We start from the raw sequence: 15,369 nt of genomic DNA on the forward strand, positions 1-15,369 counted from the left end.
CCCCTGAGTGCGCGGCTCCGCCGCGCGTCTCAGGGGCGCGGGGAACTGCGCGCTCAGCCACGACGGACCGGCACCCGGCCTCCCGCCCCGGCCCCGCAGACGCTCAACCGCTCCCCGCTCAGCCGCGCAGCAACCGCCACCCACCGCTCCAGCACCCCCGCCGCCGCCCCCGAGTCCACGGCCCGCGCCGCCCGGTCCAGGCCGGACGCCAGGCGTTCGGTCACCGGCCCGGTACCACCGTCGAACGCGGCCAGTCCGGCCGCCGCGGACAACAGCACCGCGTCCCTGACCGGCCCCCGCGCCCCGGCCAGCACATCCCGGGCGACCCGGGCGTTGAACGCCCGGTCCCCGCCGCGCAGGGCTCGCGCGGCGGCCCGTGGGACACCGATGTCCCGCGGGTCGAACGACTCCCGGCGCACCTCGCCGCCGGTGACCGACCACACGGTGGAGGTAGTGGTGACCGTCAGCTCGTCCATCCCGTCGTCCCCGCGGAACACCAGCGCGTCCGTGCCCCGCCGCGCGAGGACCCCGGCGACGCGCGGGCCCAGCGCCGGATCGGCGACCCCGATCGCCTGGGCCGCCGGCCGTGCCGGATTGGTCAGCGGGCCGAGGGCGTTGAACACCGTACGGATGCCCAGCTCGCGGCGGGGCCCGGCGGCATGCCGCATCGCCGGGTGGAACGACGGGGCGAAGCAGAACGTGATGCCGGTCTCCTCGGCGACCGCTCCCACCGCGTCGGCCGGCAGGTCGAGCGCCACCCCCAGCTCCTCCAGCACGTCGGCCGATCCGCAGGCCGAGGACGCGGAGCGGTTGCCGTGCTTGACGACCCGGGCCCCGGCTCCGGCCGCCACGAGCGCCGACATGGTGGAGATGTTCACGCTGTGCGAGCCGTCGCCGCCGGTCCCCACGATGTCGAGGCAGCGGCCCGGCACCGTCAGCGGCACCGCGTGGCCGAGCATGCCGCGCGCCAGGCCCTCGATCTCCTCGGCGGTCTCGCCCTTCGCCCGCAGGCCCATCATCAGGGCGGCGAGCCGGGCCGGGCCCGCGGCCCCGGACATGGCCTCGTCCATCGCCCATTCGGTCTGGGACGTGGACAGGTCCCGGCGGTCCAGCAAAGCGTTCAGCAATTGGGGCCAGTTGTTCACGGCGACCTCCAGATGAGTGGTGGGTTCAATTTCAGTCTGGGAAATTCGACGGTCCCGTTCCAGACCACTTCCGTGTTATTCGTGCGGTCCAATTCACCCCCGTTCTCCGGTTGTCCGTCCAGAAAAAGGGATGCGAGCAGCATGCAGGTGGCAATGAACGTCGTCCGGGACTCCGGCGTCCCGCTGACCTCACAGATCCAGCGGTTCATCAAGAGCGAGGTCGCCTCCGGAGTGCTGCACCCGGGCAGCCGGCTGCCCTCCAGCCGCAGCCTCGCCGACGACCTCGGCGTCTCGCGCAGCGTGGTCGTCGAGGCGTACGGACAACTCGTCGCCGAGGGCTATCTGGAGGCGGTGCAGGGCGCGGGCACCCGGGTCGTACGGCATCTGCGGCCCGCGCCGGTCCGGCCGACGCTGCTGGAGGAGGGCCGGGTGCCTCACGTGCGCTGGGACCTGCGCCCCAACGCCCCCGCGTTCCCGCACTTCCCGCGCCGCGACTGGCTCACCTGCTACCAGCGGGCCCTGCAGACCGCCGACCAGGCCGACCACGACTACCCGCCGCCCGCCGGAGTACCGGCCCTGCGCACCGAACTGGCCCACTACCTGGGCCGGGTGTGCGGGGTGCCCAGCACACCGGACCAGATCATGGTGGTCTCGGGCTTCGCGCAGACCCTCGGCCTGCTCGGCGCGGCGCTGCCCGGACTGGGCGTGGACGCCCTGGGCATGGAGAACCCGGGGCATCCGCGCCAGCGCCGGTTCGTGCGCGAGTGCGGGCTGCGGCCGGTGCCGCTGCCGGTCGACGCGGAGGGCATCGACGTGGCGGCGGTACGGGCGTCGGGGGTACGGGCGGTGCTCGTCACGCCCGCCCACCAGTACCCGACCGGCGTCACCCTGTCCGAGCGCCGCCGCGCGGAACTCGTCGCCTGGGCCCGGGAGACCGGGGGCTGGATCGTGGAGGACGACTACGACGGCGGCCTCTGGTACGAGCGCGGCACGCCCCGGCCGCTCGCCCTGCGCCGGCTCGCCCCGGACCACGTGGTCTACGCGGGCACCGCCAGCAAGACCCTCGCCCCCGGCCTGCGCCTGGGCTGGATCGCGGCACCGCGCGCCCTCCTGGCCCCGCTGCTGCGCGCCCGGGCCCGGCACGACCTCGGCACCGACAGCCTGGCGCAGCTGGCCCTGGCGCAGTTCCTGCGCAGCGGCCTGTACGACCGCCATCTGCGCCACCTCAACGCCCGGTGCCGGGAGCGCCGGGAGGTCCTTGGGACGGCGGTGCGCCGGCATCTGCCAGGCGCCACGGTCCTGGGGCCGGCGGCCGGACTGCACGCCTACGTCCAGCTGCCCCCGCACACCGACGAGGCGGCGCTGGTGGCGGGGGCGCTCGGCCGCTCCGTCCTGGTGCGGGGCGCGGCGGCGTTCCACGCGCGGCCGGGGCAGGGGGCGCCCGCGCTCGTGGTGGGGCATGCCCAGCTTCCGCGCACGGGGATCGGGGAGGCCGTCGCGGAGCTGGGAGCGGTCATCGGCTGACCGGTGAGCCGGCCGACTCCAGGAAGTTGTGCATCATGGCCAGCCCGCCCGTCGTCATCACGGACTCCGGGTGGAACTGCACCCCTTCGACGGGCAGCGTCCGGTGCCGCAGCCCCATCACGCAGCCGTGGTCGGCGGCCACGGCCGTCGTCACCAACTCCTCGGGCAGCGGCTCGGCGACCAGCAGCGAGTGGTACCGCGTCGCCTCCAGCGTGTGTCCCAGCCCCTGGAACAGCCCCGCCCCGTCATGCCGCACGATGCTGGTCCGCCCGTGCATCACCTGCTCGGCCACCTCGATCCGCCCGCCGTAGGCGAGCCCGATGGCCTGGTGCCCCAGACACACGCCGAGCAGCGGCACCCGCCCCGCGAACTCGTGCACCAGCTCCACGTGCCCCGAGTCGGCCGGGTGCCCCGGGCCCGGCCCGAGCACCACGGCGTCCGGCTCCAGCCCCGCCAGGGCGGCGGGTGTCCGGGACAGTGAACGGACGACCCGGGTCTCGGCGCCGAGCGTGCGCAGGTACTGGTCGATGATGTGGACGAAACTGTCGTACGCGTCGATCAGCAGCACCCTCACGGCAGCAACTCCTTCCCGGTCAGCGCCCAGTAGGCCGCGCCCATCTTCGCCAGGGTCTCCCGCCACTCCGCCTCCGGATCCGACTGGGCGACCAGGCCGGCCGAACTCTGCGTGGAGTACGTGGCGCCGTCGTACTCGATCGTGCGGATGCACAGGGCCAGCTCGCACCAGCCGCGGACGTCGATCAGCCCCACCGCGCCCGCGTAGCTGCCGCGGCGCTCCTCCTCCAGGACGTCGATGATCTCCATGGCGCGGACCTTGGGCGCCCCGGTCATGGTCCCGGCCGGGAACGTCGCGCGGACCGCCTGCCACACGTCCACGTCCGGCTCCAGCCGGCCGGACACCGTCGACACCAGGTGGAAGACGTGGGAGAAGGCCTCCACGTCCATGAGCCGGTCCACCGGCTGGGTGCTGGGCCTGCTGATCCGGCCGATGTCGTTGCGGCACAGGTCGACGAGCATGATGTGCTCGGCCTGCTCCTTGCCGGACTCCCGCATCTCCTTGACGCGTTGCCGGTTCACCTCGTCGTCGGGGCCGCGCCGCGCGGTGCCCGCGATGGGCCGCATCACGATCTCGTCCCCGGCGGGTCCGCCGGGCTCGATCCGGAAGAACAGCTCCGGGCTGGCGCCGATGAGCGTGCCGCCCGCCCGCGGCATCAGGTACATGTACGGCGACGGGTTCCGCTCGCGCAGCCGCCGGTAGACGTCGAGCGGCTCCAGGTCCGTGGTGACGTCGATGCGGTGCCCGATCTGGATCTGGTACAGGTCGCCGACCGCGATGTGCCGCAGGCAGCGGTCCGCCCGGTCCAGGAACGTGTCGCGGGCGACACTGTCGTGGACGGAGCGGGGAGCGGGCGCCCGCGGCGCCGCCACGGCCGCGGCCCGCCCCGCCTCGGCGGCGGCCTCGGCGACCCGGGCCGCCGGCCCCGCGTCCGCGAAACCGGCGCCGTGGGCCCGCAGATGACGGGGAGCGCCGCCTTCGACGTCGTACCGGACGGTGTCCCGGAAGAGCGAGAGCGTGATGTCCGGGCCGTGCGGCTCCTTGGTCCGCGGCGTCAGCGTCTCCATGTGCCAGGCGGACTCGTACGCGAACGAGGACAGGAACCCGAACGCGTACCCCTCCTCGGGCACGTCACCGTGCAACGCGAAGACCCGCTGGGCCCGGCCGAGCGCCGCCCACAGCATGTCCTGGCCGGTGAAGCGCAGGCGGAACGGGCCGGCCGCCGGGCCCGGCGGCGCGTCCCGCGTGAGCCCCGCCGATCCGGCGGCGCGGGCGAGGGCCGCCGCCACGGCGGGGACGCCGTCGATGTCGAGATACGAGGCGTACACCCGGATCTCGGCGAGCCGCCCCACGCCGACGACGGCCGAGCGCCGGTCCTCCCCGCTCCCCGCCGGGCTCTCCAGGAGGAACACGTCCGCCGAGGGGCGGCCGCCGGTCAGCCGGGTGTAGAGGGCGAGCGGTTCGTGCCGGGGCAGCCGGGCGGCGGCCATCCGCACATCAATGGTTTCCGTTTCCGTTCCATTCACGACGAGCTCCCCGCCGATCGAGAGTGAGGGACGGGAAGAGTCAATCAACAGCCCGGCGAGCGCGGCCAGACCAATTCGACGGGGCCGATGCGGTCCATTCCTGAATTGCTTGACCGGACGACCGGAGCGGATATGTAGTGGGCGCATATTCGCCCCTCTTCGAGGAAGGCACGGTTCATGGAAGTCCTGGAAAGAAGGACCGCCGAATTCGCCGATCTGCGCCGGACGTTCCCGGCCGCCCAGCAACCCGACTGGCCCGACCCCGCCGCGCTGCGCGACGTCACCGACGGGCTCGCCGCCGCCGCACCGCTGGTCACCGCCGGCCAGTGCGCGGAGCTGCGGGGGCGCATGGCGGCCGTCGCCCGCGGCGAGGCCATCCTGCTGCAGGGGGGCGACTGCGCCGAGACCTTCGCGCAGGTGACCCCCGACTCCGTGCGCCGCAAGCTGAAGACGCTGCTGCAGATGGCCGTGGTCCTCACGCACGCCACCGCCCTGCCGGTCGTCAAGGTCGGCAGGATGGCGGGCCAGTACGCCAAACCGCGCTCCAGCCCGGTCGAGCGGCAGGGCGCTGTGGCCCTGCCCTCGTACCGCGGCGACGCGGTCAACGGCCTGGAGTTCACCGCCGAGGCCCGCACACCCGACCCGGCCCGCCTGCGCACCATGTACGAGGCGTCGGCGAACACACTCGAGCTGGTCCGCGCCCTCACCACGGGCGGTTTCGCCGGCCTGAGCCAGGTGCACGCCTGGAACCGCGGGTTCGTCGCCCGCTCCCGGGCCGGGGAGCGGTACGAGGCACTCGCCGACGAGATAGGCCGCAGCCTGGCCTTCATGCGCGCCTGCGGCATCGACACCGGGGAACTGGGCACCGCGGAGTTCTACGTCAGCCACGAGGGGCTGCTCCTCGACTACGAGGCGGCGCTCGTGCGCACCGACCCGGAGACCGGCCGGTCCTACGCGGGCAGCGGACACCTGCTGTGGATCGGCGAGCGCACCCGCCGGGCCGACGGCGCGCACGTCGAGTTCTTCTCCCGCATCAGCAACCCGATCGCCGTGAAACTCGGCCCGTCCACCTCCGCCGACGACGTCCTGAGGCTGATCGACCGCCTCGACCCGGACCGCGAGCCGGGCCGCCTCACGTTCGTGGTGCGGGCGGGAGCGGAGCGGGTACGCGACGTGCTGCCGGTCCTCGTCGAGAAGACCCGCGCCGAGGGCGGCCGGGTGTGCTGGGTCAGCGACCCGATGCACGGCAACACCACCACGGCGCCCAGCGGCCACAAGACCCGCCGCTTCGAGACGGTGCTCGACGAGGTACGGGGCTTCGTCGAGGTCCACCGCGCCCTGGGCACCCACCCCGGGGGCATCCACGTCGAACTGACCGGCGACGACGTCACGGAGTGCGTCGGCGGGGGCGACGAACTCCTCGCGGAGGACCTGCCGGCCCGCTACGAGACGGCCTGCGACCCGCGGCTGAACCACACGCAGTCCCTGGACCTGGCGTTCCTGCTGGCGGAGATGTACCGCGACCAGTGAGGCGGCCCGCCGGTCACTCGCCGTGCCGCGCCCCGGCCACCACGTCGTACGGCGGGTCCTGCTCCAGGTAGAAGTGCCCCCCGGGCAGCGTCCGCAACCGGAACGGCCCCCGGGTGACCTCCCGCCAGGCCGCCGTCTGCTCCTCGGTCACCCGGGGGTCCTCGGTGCCGACCAGCGCCGTGACCGGGCAGCACAGCGGCCGGGCGGGACCGCGCCCGTAGGCCGAGAGCATCCGGAAGTCGGCGCCGATGTAGGGCACCACCAGGTCCAGGAACGCCGGGTTGTCCAGCAGCTCGGGGTCGGTGCCGCCCAGTTCGGTCAGCGTCCGCACGACCGCGGCCTCGTCCCAGGCGGCCGCCGCCGCGGCGTCGGGAACGTGCGACTGCGGGGCCCGGGCTCCGGAGGCGAAGAGGTGGTCCACGGTGCGGCCCGCCGCCTCCAGGGCCCTGGCCACCTCGTAGGCGATGGTCGCCCCCATGCTGTGGCCGAAGAGGGCGAGCGGGCGGGCGTCGTCGACGGCCAGCAGCTCCGCCGCGATCTGCCGGGCCGCCGGCACGAGCGCGGTGGCGTGCGGCTCCCCGAACCGCTCGGCGCGCCCCGGATAGCACACCGCGTGCACCTCCAGCTCGTGCAGCGCCTTGCCCCAGCCGCGGAAGAAGTAGGGCGAGCCGCCGGCGTGCGGAAAGCACACCAGGCGCCGTTCGGCGAAGGGTCTCGGTTCCACGACCTGCGTCCACAACATGCTGCCCCCAGGGGTCGTCACTCGCGCCGGCACCCACCGGTGCCCGCACGAGGCTGTCGGGCCGCGCTGACGCCCCGCTGACAGGGCGGCCCCGCCAGGGGTGTCAGCCGCCTGTCAGGGCGGCCCGACAGCATGGACCGTACGGGAGCGTCCGCCCGGAGCGGCCGGCGTTCCCCGCACGGCTCCGCTTTCCCCCGAAGGAACCCTCCGCCTTCTCCCGAAGGAACCTCGTGTCCGCCCGCGAACCCAGGAGCACCATGCCTCCGGCCACCTCGACATACCCCTCGATCACCGAGGCGACGATGATGCCGCGCCTCATCAGGATCGGCCCGAACCTCTACGGTGCCGTCTTCACCCTGATGAAGCTGCTCCCCGCCCACTACATACTGCAACGCGCCGAGGAGCGGGGTGAACTGGGGGACGACACGGTCATCGTGGAAACCACCTCCGGTACCTTCGGACTCGCCCTCGCCATGCAGGCCGCCCTGATGCGGCGGAAGCTGATCCTGGTCAGCGACCCGGCCATCGACGCCAACCTGTACCGCAGGCTCACCGACCTCGGCGCGCGCGTCGAGATCTGCCGCGAGCCCGCACCGGTCGGCGGCTTCCAGACGGCCCGGCTCGACCGGCTCGCCGAGATCCGCGCCGGACTTCCCGACAGCTTCTGCCCGGAGCAGTACAGCAACCCGGACAACCCCCGCTCGTACGGCACGGTCGCCGACCAACTGCGGCGCACGCTGGGCACGGTCGACTGCCTGGTCGGCCCGGTCGGCTCGGGCGGATCCATGTGCGGCACCACCCGCGCCCTGCGGGCCCACACCCCGCACACCGTCGCCCTCGGCGTCGACACCCACCGCAGCGTCCTGTTCGGCCAGAGCGACGGCCCGCGCGAGCTGCGCGGTCTCGGCAACAGCCTGTGGCCGGCCAACCTCGACCACCCGGTCTTCGACGAGGTGCACTGGCTGTCCGCGACGGAGGCGTACGCCAGCACCCGGGCGCTGCACGCCCGGCACGCCCTGTTCCAGGGCCCCACCAGCGGCGCCGCCTACCAGGTCGCCCGCTGGTGGGCCGACCGCAACCCCGACCGCACATGTGTGGTGATGCTCCCCGACGAGGGCTACCGCTACCAGGCCACGGTCTACGACGACGCCTGGCTCGCCGCGGGCGGCCACACGGCCGCGGACCGCCCGGCCGAACCCTCGCGGGTCACCGACCCCGGTGCGGTGGGGGAGCGCTGGTCCCGGCTCGTGTGGCGCCGGCGTTCCTACGACCAGGTACCCGGCGCCGTCCCGCGCGCCGCCGCGCAGCCGGAAGGAGCCCTGTCGTGAGCGCCCGAGGCGAGGACACCGGCCGGCTCACCGGCACCCTCGCCCCCCGCACCCGCCGCATCGTCTACGGCGAACAGAGCCCCGGCGAGATCCGCCGCGAACTCGAACCCATCACCACCGTCGACCTCGCGCACGTGGTGATGCTCGCGGAGAGCGGGCTGCTGCCGGGTGCGGCCGCGGCCCGGCTGATCGACGCCGTACGGCGGCTGCGGGCCGGCCGCTTCCGGGAACTGGAGGGCCTGGACGCCCCGCGCGGCGCCTACCTCATGTACGAGGGCCACCTCTCCGCCGAGCTGGGATCCGACATCGGCGGCAGGCTGCACACCGCCCGCTCCCGCAACGACATCAAGGCGACCGTGACGGCGATGCGGCTGCGCGACGAACTGACCGGCCTGCACGGGGAGCTGATGCGCCAGCAAGGTGTGCTCCTGGCCCGCACCCGCGCGTACGCCGACGTCGTCATGCCCGTCTACACCCACTTCCAGCCCGCGATGCCCGTCACCTACGGCTACTACCTCGCGGGCATCGCCGCCGCCCTGGACCGGGATCTCGCGGCGCTGCGGCACACGGTCGGCGAACTGGACCGCTGCCCCCTGGGCGCGGGCGCCGTCGCCGGCACCGACCTGCGGATCGACCCGGAGCGCACGGCCGTCCTGCTGGGCTTCTCGGCGCCGCCGCTGCACGCCACCGACGCGGTCGGCGCCCGCGACACCCTGCTGCGCGGGCTCGCCGTGACCGCGTCGGCCGCGGTCACCCTCAGCCGGCTCGCCACCGACCTGCAGCTGTGGAGCACCCAGGAGTTCGGCTTCGTCGACTTCCCCGAACGGCTCGTCGGCGGCAGCTCCGCGATGCCGCAGAAGCGCAACGCGTTCCTGCTCGAACACGTCAAGGCCAAGGCGGCTCTCGCCATCGGCGCGTGGACGGCGGCGGCCTCGGCGATGAAGTCGACCCCGTTCACCAACTCCATCGAGGTCGGTACGGAAGCCGTCTCCGTGGCCTGGCCGGCCCTGGCCGCCGTGCGGGACGCGCTCCTGCTCGGCCAGGTGCTGGTCTCCGGGGCGCGCCCGGCCGCCGAGCGGATGGAGGCCCGGGCCAAGGAGGGCTTCGTGACGGCCACCGTGGTCGCCAACCGGATGGTCGCGCAGGGCGTCCCGTTCCGTACGGCGCACCACACCGTCGGCGCGGCCGTGCGCCGGGCGGTCGAGTCCGGCGCCACCGAACTCGCCGCGCCGACGCCCGAGGGACCGCAGGCACCCCCCGCCGCACTGCACGAGGTGGTCGCGCAGCTGAACCGCGGCGGCGGCCCCGGGGAGTGCGGCAAGGCACTGGACACCCTGCGCGGCCGCCTCGGCGAAGAGGCGGACTGGGCCGCCGCCCACCGCGCCCGTCAGCGACAGGCACGCCGGCGGCTGGACGCCGACGCACAGGCGATCGTGGCGCGGTACGCGCCGGGAGGCACCCGATGAACGGCAGCTGGATGGCCTTCGTGGAGAGCAACACCACCGGGACGGGACGGGAGTTCTGCGCCGCCGCACGCGCCCGCGGCCTGCGGCCCGTGCTGCTCGCCCGCGACCCCGGACGCTACCCCTACGCCGCCGAGGACGCCGTCGACACCCGGCTCCTGGACACCTCTGACCCGGACGCGGTGCTGCGCACCCTGTCCGGCCTCGCCGCGGCCGGCGGCCTCGCGGGCGTCACCTCCAGCTCCGAGTACTACGTCGCGACGGCCGCCCGCGCCGCCGCGGCGCTCGGACTGCCCGGACCCGACGGTGCCGCGGTGGCGGACTGCCGCGCCAAGGACGTACAGCGGGAACGGCTCCGCCGGGCCGGGGTGCCGGTACCGGCGTTCGAGGCCGTCGCGGACGCCGCGGCGGCCGTCGCCGCGGCCGAGTCCCTCGGCCACCCCGTCGTGCTCAAGCCGGTCAGCGGCTCGGGCTCGGTCGGCGTACGCCTGTGCCGCGACGCGGACGACACCCGCGAGTGGGCCCGGCGGCTCCTGGACGACGGCGCGAACACCCGCATCCTGGTGGAGGAGGCGGTGTACGGGCCGGAGTTCTCCGTCGAGACCTTCGACGGCCGGGTCGTCACGGTGGTCGCCAAACACGTGGGTCCGACACCGTACTTCGTGGAGACCGGCCACGACGTACCCGCCGCCGCCCCGCGGCCCACGACCCACGCCCTGGGGGAGACCGCGCTGCACGCCCTGTCCGCGCTGGGCCTCGGCTGGGGCGCCGCCCACACCGAACTGCGCTGGTCCGCGGGCGGCCCGGTCGTCATCGAGGTCAACCCGCGCCTGGCGGGCGGCATGATCCCGGTCGCGGTGCGGGCCGCGCTGGGCGTGGACCTGGTGGACGCGGTGGTGGCCCGTGCCGCGGGCCTCCCGGCCGCCGCCCCGGCCCCCGGCGCGGGCCACGCCGCCGTGCGGTTCGTCAGGGCCACCCACGAGGGCCGGGTGAGGGCCGTACGGGGGCTGCGGGCGGCCGCCGCGGCCCCCGGAGTCCTCGCCGCACGGGCGACCACCGCACCCGGCCGCGACCTTCGCATCACCCACTCGTTCCAGGACCGCCTGGCCTGCGTGGTGGCCGCCGCGCCCGCCCCGCTGCAGGCCGTCCGCCGGGCCGTGGCCGCCGCGGATCTCATCGAGATCGACGTGGAGCCCGTCCCCGCCCCGCATCCGTCACGAGAGAGGGCCGCCCGATGAGCGCGACCAGCCCCTCGGGCCGGGCCCCCGAGGAAGCCCGCCCGCACACCCCGGAGTCCACCACCGCCGTCCCGCGCTGGCGCGCCCCGCACGCGGGCGGGCCCGGAGTCGGCACCCACCGCAGCGAAATACCCCGCGACCTGCTCGACGACCTGGAGCGCACCGCCCGCGCCCTCGGCACCGGCCTGCCCGTCCTCCTGCTCACCGCGCACGCGCGCGTGCTGGCCACCCTCACCTCCGAGCGCGGCGTCGTCTCCGGGTACCTGCCGCCGGAGCGCGGGTCCTCGCCACGCACCCTGCGGCTGACCGTCGACCCCTCCACCTGGACCGAGCTGAGCGAGGCCGTCTCCGCCGCGCAGCGGGCGACGACCGGCGGGAGCGGCACCGCGCTCGACCACGCGCCCGACGCCGTGCTCGACCTGACCGGGCTCACGACCGGCACCCCCGGCACCCCCGGCACCCCCGGCGCCCCCGGCACCCCCGGCACCGGCCCGGGGGCCGCGCTGCGGTTCGCGTGGGCGCGGGACGCCGGCGGTCTCACCCTGCACGTGACGTACGACCTGGGTGCCTTCGACGGCCGTCACGCGGCACGACTCGCCGGGTACCAGCGGGCCGCCCTGCGCCTGCTCGCCGAGGACCCGTCCGCCCGTCACGACCGCCGGAGCCTGCTCTCCCCGGCGGAGACCGCGACACAGCTCTACGAACTCGCCGGTCCCCGCGTCGACGTGCCCGCCCTCACCTTCGTGGACCTCTTCCGGCAGCAGGCGCGGAAACGGCCCGACGCCCCCGCCGCCGCCCACGGCGACCGGACCTGGACCTACCGGGAGCTCGACGCGCGCTCCGACCGCGTCGCACGGGTCCTGGCCGCGGCGGGAGCGGGCGCCGAGGACGTCGTCGCCGTCGTCATGGACCGCACCCTGGACTGGATCGCGAGCGCCATCGGCGTACTCAAGGCGGGCGCCGTGTACCTCCCGATGCCGGGCGGGCTGCCCGTGGAACGCGTGGCCGTCCAACTCCGGGAGTCCGTCTGCGTGCTGGCCCTCACCGACCACCACTGCGAGAGCGTCGTGCGCAAGGCCGCCGCCGAACTCGAGGGCAACGGCCCGGCGGTCGTGAACATCGAGGGGACGGCGGCCGGCCCCGACGGCCCGCTGCCCGAACCGCCCGCTCCCGAACAGGCCGCCTACATCTACTTCACCTCGGGCTCCACCGGCGCCCCCAAGGGCGCCCTGTGCGAGCACGCGGGCCTGCTGAACCATCTCAGCGCGAAGATCGACGACATGGGGCTCGCGGCGGGCCGCGGCCAGGTCGTGGCGCAGACCGCGTCCGTGGGCTTCGACATCTCCCTGTGGCAGTTCGCGGCGCCGCTGGTGGCCGGCGCGACCACCCGCATCATCGACACCGACGTGCTGCTCGACGTCTCCGGGTTCCTCGACGAACTCGTCGACCGCAAGGTGACCGTCGCCCAGACCCTGCCCGCCTACCTGGACGTCCTGCTGCGCCACCTGGAGCGCCACCCGCGCGACCTCGGCGCCCTGCACACCCTCTGCGTCACCGGCGAGGTCCTCGGCCAGGAACTCGTCCGCCGCTGGTTCGCCGCCCACCCCGGTGTCCGCCTCGTCAACGCCTACGGCGCCACCGAGGTCTGCGACGACACCATGCACGAGGTCCTGGACGGCGTCCCGGGACACGGCTTCGTGCCGCTCGGGCGATCACTGCCGAACGTCAACACCTACGTACTCGACCACAACCTGGAGCTGGTCCCGCTCGGCACCACCGGCGAGATCGCCTTCTCCGGCGTCTGCGTGGGCCGCGGCTACATCAACGACGAGGAACGCACCCGGCAGTCCTTCGTCCCCGACCCCTTCCGCGCCCACACCCGCATGTACCGCACCGGGGACTTCGGCCGCTGGCTGCCCGACGGCCGCCTCGAGTTCCTGGGCCGCCACGACGAACAGGTGCGGATCCGCGGCTACCGCATCGAGCTGGGCGAGATCGAGCACCACCTGGCGACCATGGCGGGCGTGCGGGACGTCGCGGTCGTCATCGACGGCGGCCCCGGCGCCGCCCGCACCCTCGTCGCCTTCCTCACCACGGACGAGACGGACGCGGCCGCCCGCGACGCCGCCGCGCGGGCCCGCGACTTCCTCGCGGCGCTGCTGCCCGACTACATGGTGCCCACCTACTGCCACCGGCTCGAACGGCTCCCGCTGACCGCCAACGGCAAGGTCGACAAGACGGCCCTGGCCGAACTCGCAAGCACACTCGGCCACGGTGGTGCCACCCGCACCGCTCCGGCCACACCCGAGGAACGGCGCCTCGCCGTGGCCTGGGCCGAAGTACTCGGCGTCCCCCTGGAACGGATCGGCCGGGACGACAGCTTCTTCGCGCTCGGCGGCACGTCCCTGGCCGCCGCGCGGCTCCTCGTCCAGCTCGGCCGCCGGCTGACCCTCGCCGCTCTCGTCGCCCACCCGGTCCTCGCCGACCTGGCCCGCGCCCTCACCCGCGGCCACCCCGGCGCCTCCTCGCGTCCGCGCCGGCCCAGGCTGCTGCATCCCCTGCTTCCGGTGCACAGCCCGCACCACACCCTGGTCTGCTTCCCCTACGCCGCCGGGAACGCGGTCAACTACCGCGCGCTCGCGCGGGAACTGGAGCGCGACGGCGTCGCCGTGTATGGGGCCGAACCGCCCGGCCACGACTTCGCCGACCCCGACGAACCCCTGCTCGACGTGCCGGAGCTGGGCCGCCGCGCCGCCGACGAGATCCTCGCCCGCATCACCTCGCCCGTCCTGCTGTGGGGCCAGGGCGCCGGAGCCGCCGTCGCCCTGGAGACCGCGCGGCTCCTGGAAGCGGCAGGACGTCCCGTCGAACGCGTCTTCCTCGGCGCCCAGCTGCTGCCCGGCACGGCGGTGCTGCGGGCCGAACTCGCCGAGCTGGCGGCCGTGGACCGGCGCACACTGCTCGGCCGGCTGCGCGGCGGCCACGCCTACGTGGAACTGGACGGGTACCAGCCGGAGCGGGCCGAGGTCGCCGACCGTGCCTACCGGCACGACGTGGACACCTCCCACCGGCACCTCATCCGGCTCCAGGAACAGCCGCGGCCGCACCGCCTGGCCGCCCCGGTGGACGTCGTCGTGGCCCGCGACGACCCCCGGACCGCGCAGGCCGCGCGTGCCGTCGGCGCCTGGCGGGCCCTCGCCGAGCGCGTCACCCTCCACGAACTGGACGACGGCGGCCCCTACTTCGTCGCCACCCGGCCGGCCCTCAGCGCGGCCCGGGTACGGGCGGCGACCACCCGTACGCCCGTGCGGGACAGACCCGTCGAGGACAGGAGTCGCACGTGACGACGACCGACTACCGCCAGGTGGCGGCCACCGGGGTCAGCACCGCCTTCGGCACCTTCGGTGAACTGCTCCAGGGCGCGCTGCCCGAGGAGGACGGAGACTTCCTGGTCACCCTGCCGGTGGCCCGCTGGTCCACGGCACGCTTCGTCCTCACCCCGGACCGCGCGCGGGTGAGCGTGGAACCGGGGCACAAGAAGAAGGCGCTGCGGCTGGCCGGGATGATCCTCGACGACGCGGGAAGGCCCGGCGGCGGGACGCTGGTCATCGACAGCACCCTGCCCGAGGGCAAGGGCCTGGCCAGCTCGTCCGCCGACCTGGTGGCCACGGCACGGGCCGTCGCCAACGCCCTGGGCGAACCCATGCCGCCCCGCCGGATCGAGTCGTACCTGGCCAGGATCGAACCGACCGACGGCGTCCTGTACCCGGCGATCGTCGCCTTCCACCACCGCAGCGTGCGGCTGCGCGCGGAACTCGGCTCGCTGCCCCCGATGACGGTCGTCGGTATCGACGAGGGCGGCGCGGTCGACACCGTCGCCTTCAACGCCATACCGAAACCCTTCACCGGGGCCGACCGGCGGCAGTACGCCCGTCTCCTGGACCGCATCACGCGCGCCGTCGCCCGCCGCGACCTGGCCGAGGCCGGCCGCGTCGCCACCGAGAGCGCCCGGATGAACCAGGTACTGCGCCACAAGAGGTCACTGGAGCCCATGATCCGCGTCTGCGAGGACGTCGGCGGCCTCGGCGTCGTCGTCGGCCACAGCGGCACCTCCCTCGGGATCCTGCTGGACACCACGGCGCCCGACAGCGCGGGCCGACTCGCCGCCGCCGCGCAGCGGTGCCGGGAACTGGAGGGCAACGTGACGGTCTTCCACACCCTCAGCTTCCACTGAGCCGGACGGGGGTCCACCAGTCGGTGGACCCGAAGTTCAACCGGTCGCCGCTGTCGGCACCACGG

11 protein-coding genes are annotated in these 15,369 nt (G+C 74.7%); 7 read left to right on the forward strand and 4 right to left on the reverse strand.

Annotated features, from left to right (window positions below; all coding sequences use genetic code 11):
* Nucleotides 1–53 precede the first annotated feature (53 nt).
* A complete protein-coding gene (trpD, locus tag ACFV9J_RS38925; RefSeq protein ID WP_385362720.1) occupies nucleotides 54–1,145 on the reverse strand; it encodes an anthranilate phosphoribosyltransferase in 1,092 nt (363 codons plus the stop codon).
* 141 nt (nucleotides 1,146–1,286) lie between these two features.
* On the opposite strand from trpD, the gene ACFV9J_RS38930 reads away from it, so the two are divergent.
* Nucleotides 1,287–2,669, forward strand: coding sequence for a PLP-dependent aminotransferase family protein (locus ACFV9J_RS38930; RefSeq protein ID WP_385362722.1), 1,383 nt, complete (start codon nucleotides 1,287–1,289; stop codon nucleotides 2,667–2,669).
* Here the strand turns inward: ACFV9J_RS38930 and ACFV9J_RS38935 are convergent.
* Together ACFV9J_RS38935 and ACFV9J_RS38940 are read right to left on the reverse strand one after the other, a co-directional pair.
* On the reverse strand, nucleotides 2,659–3,243 hold the full coding sequence (locus ACFV9J_RS38935; protein WP_385362724.1) for an anthranilate synthase component II: 585 nt from the start codon (nucleotides 3,241–3,243) through the stop codon (nucleotides 2,659–2,661). The genes ACFV9J_RS38930 and ACFV9J_RS38935 overlap by 11 nt on opposite strands.
* Nucleotides 3,240–4,769 (reverse strand): anthranilate synthase component I family protein, encoded by a 1,530-nt coding sequence (locus ACFV9J_RS38940; protein WP_385362726.1) that lies wholly within the window; start codon nucleotides 4,767–4,769, stop codon nucleotides 3,240–3,242. The genes ACFV9J_RS38935 and ACFV9J_RS38940 overlap by 4 nt, the downstream gene beginning before the upstream one ends.
* Before the next feature lie 177 nt (nucleotides 4,770–4,946).
* Here ACFV9J_RS38940 and ACFV9J_RS38945 point away from each other — a divergent pair, with 177 nt between their 5' ends.
* Entirely contained in the window at nucleotides 4,947–6,299 is a 1,353-nt protein-coding gene (locus tag ACFV9J_RS38945; protein WP_385362728.1) for a class II 3-deoxy-7-phosphoheptulonate synthase, read from the forward strand.
* A 13-nt stretch (nucleotides 6,300–6,312) separates the two neighbouring features.
* Here the strand turns inward: ACFV9J_RS38945 and ACFV9J_RS38950 are convergent, their stop codons facing one another.
* On the reverse strand, nucleotides 6,313–7,023 hold the full coding sequence (locus ACFV9J_RS38950) for a thioesterase II family protein (RefSeq protein WP_385362729.1): 711 nt from the start codon (nucleotides 7,021–7,023) through the stop codon (nucleotides 6,313–6,315).
* Between the two features lie 275 nt (nucleotides 7,024–7,298).
* On the opposite strand from ACFV9J_RS38950, the gene ACFV9J_RS38955 reads away from it, so the two are divergent.
* The 5 genes from ACFV9J_RS38955 to ACFV9J_RS38975 are packed head-to-tail and all read left to right on the forward strand — an operon-like array spanning nucleotide 7,299 to nucleotide 15,304.
* Nucleotides 7,299–8,369: a cysteine synthase family protein gene (locus ACFV9J_RS38955; protein WP_385362731.1), complete on the forward strand. Its 1,071-nt coding sequence runs from the start codon at nucleotides 7,299–7,301 to the stop codon at nucleotides 8,367–8,369.
* Nucleotides 8,366–9,835, forward strand: coding sequence for an argininosuccinate lyase (argH, locus tag ACFV9J_RS38960; protein WP_385362732.1), 1,470 nt, complete (start codon nucleotides 8,366–8,368; stop codon nucleotides 9,833–9,835). Before ACFV9J_RS38955 ends, argH begins: the two co-directional genes overlap by 4 nt.
* A complete protein-coding gene (locus ACFV9J_RS38965) occupies nucleotides 9,832–11,070 on the forward strand; it encodes an ATP-grasp domain-containing protein (protein ID WP_385362734.1) in 1,239 nt (412 codons plus the stop codon). The genes argH and ACFV9J_RS38965 overlap by 4 nt, the downstream gene beginning before the upstream one ends.
* On the forward strand, nucleotides 11,067–14,414 hold the full coding sequence (locus tag ACFV9J_RS38970; RefSeq protein ID WP_385362736.1) for an amino acid adenylation domain-containing protein: 3,348 nt from the start codon (nucleotides 11,067–11,069) through the stop codon (nucleotides 14,412–14,414). The genes ACFV9J_RS38965 and ACFV9J_RS38970 overlap by 4 nt, the downstream gene beginning before the upstream one ends.
* Entirely contained in the window at nucleotides 14,411–15,304 is an 894-nt protein-coding gene (locus ACFV9J_RS38975) for a kinase (RefSeq protein WP_385362738.1), read from the forward strand. The genes ACFV9J_RS38970 and ACFV9J_RS38975 overlap by 4 nt, the downstream gene beginning before the upstream one ends.
* Nucleotides 15,305–15,369: the final 65 nt, after the last annotated feature.

It is taken from the genome of Streptomyces sp. NPDC059906 (genome assembly GCF_042730645.1).
In the GTDB taxonomy this organism is placed as follows: Bacteria; Actinomycetota; Actinomycetes; order Streptomycetales; family Streptomycetaceae; genus Streptomyces; species Streptomyces rubrogriseus.

Coding starts and splice junctions, on each gene's coding strand:
- ACFV9J_RS38970 (WP_385362736.1), top strand. CDS start 11,067: ATGAGCGCGACCAGCCCCTCGGGCCGGGCCCCCGAGGAAGCCCGCCCG.
- ACFV9J_RS38930 (WP_385362722.1), top strand. CDS start 1,287: ATGCAGGTGGCAATGAACGTCGTCCGGGACTCCGGCGTCCCGCTGACC.
- ACFV9J_RS38955 (WP_385362731.1), top strand. CDS start 7,299: ATGCCTCCGGCCACCTCGACATACCCCTCGATCACCGAGGCGACGATG.
- ACFV9J_RS38965 (WP_385362734.1), top strand. CDS start 9,832: ATGAACGGCAGCTGGATGGCCTTCGTGGAGAGCAACACCACCGGGACG.
- ACFV9J_RS38945 (WP_385362728.1), top strand. CDS start 4,947: ATGGAAGTCCTGGAAAGAAGGACCGCCGAATTCGCCGATCTGCGCCGG.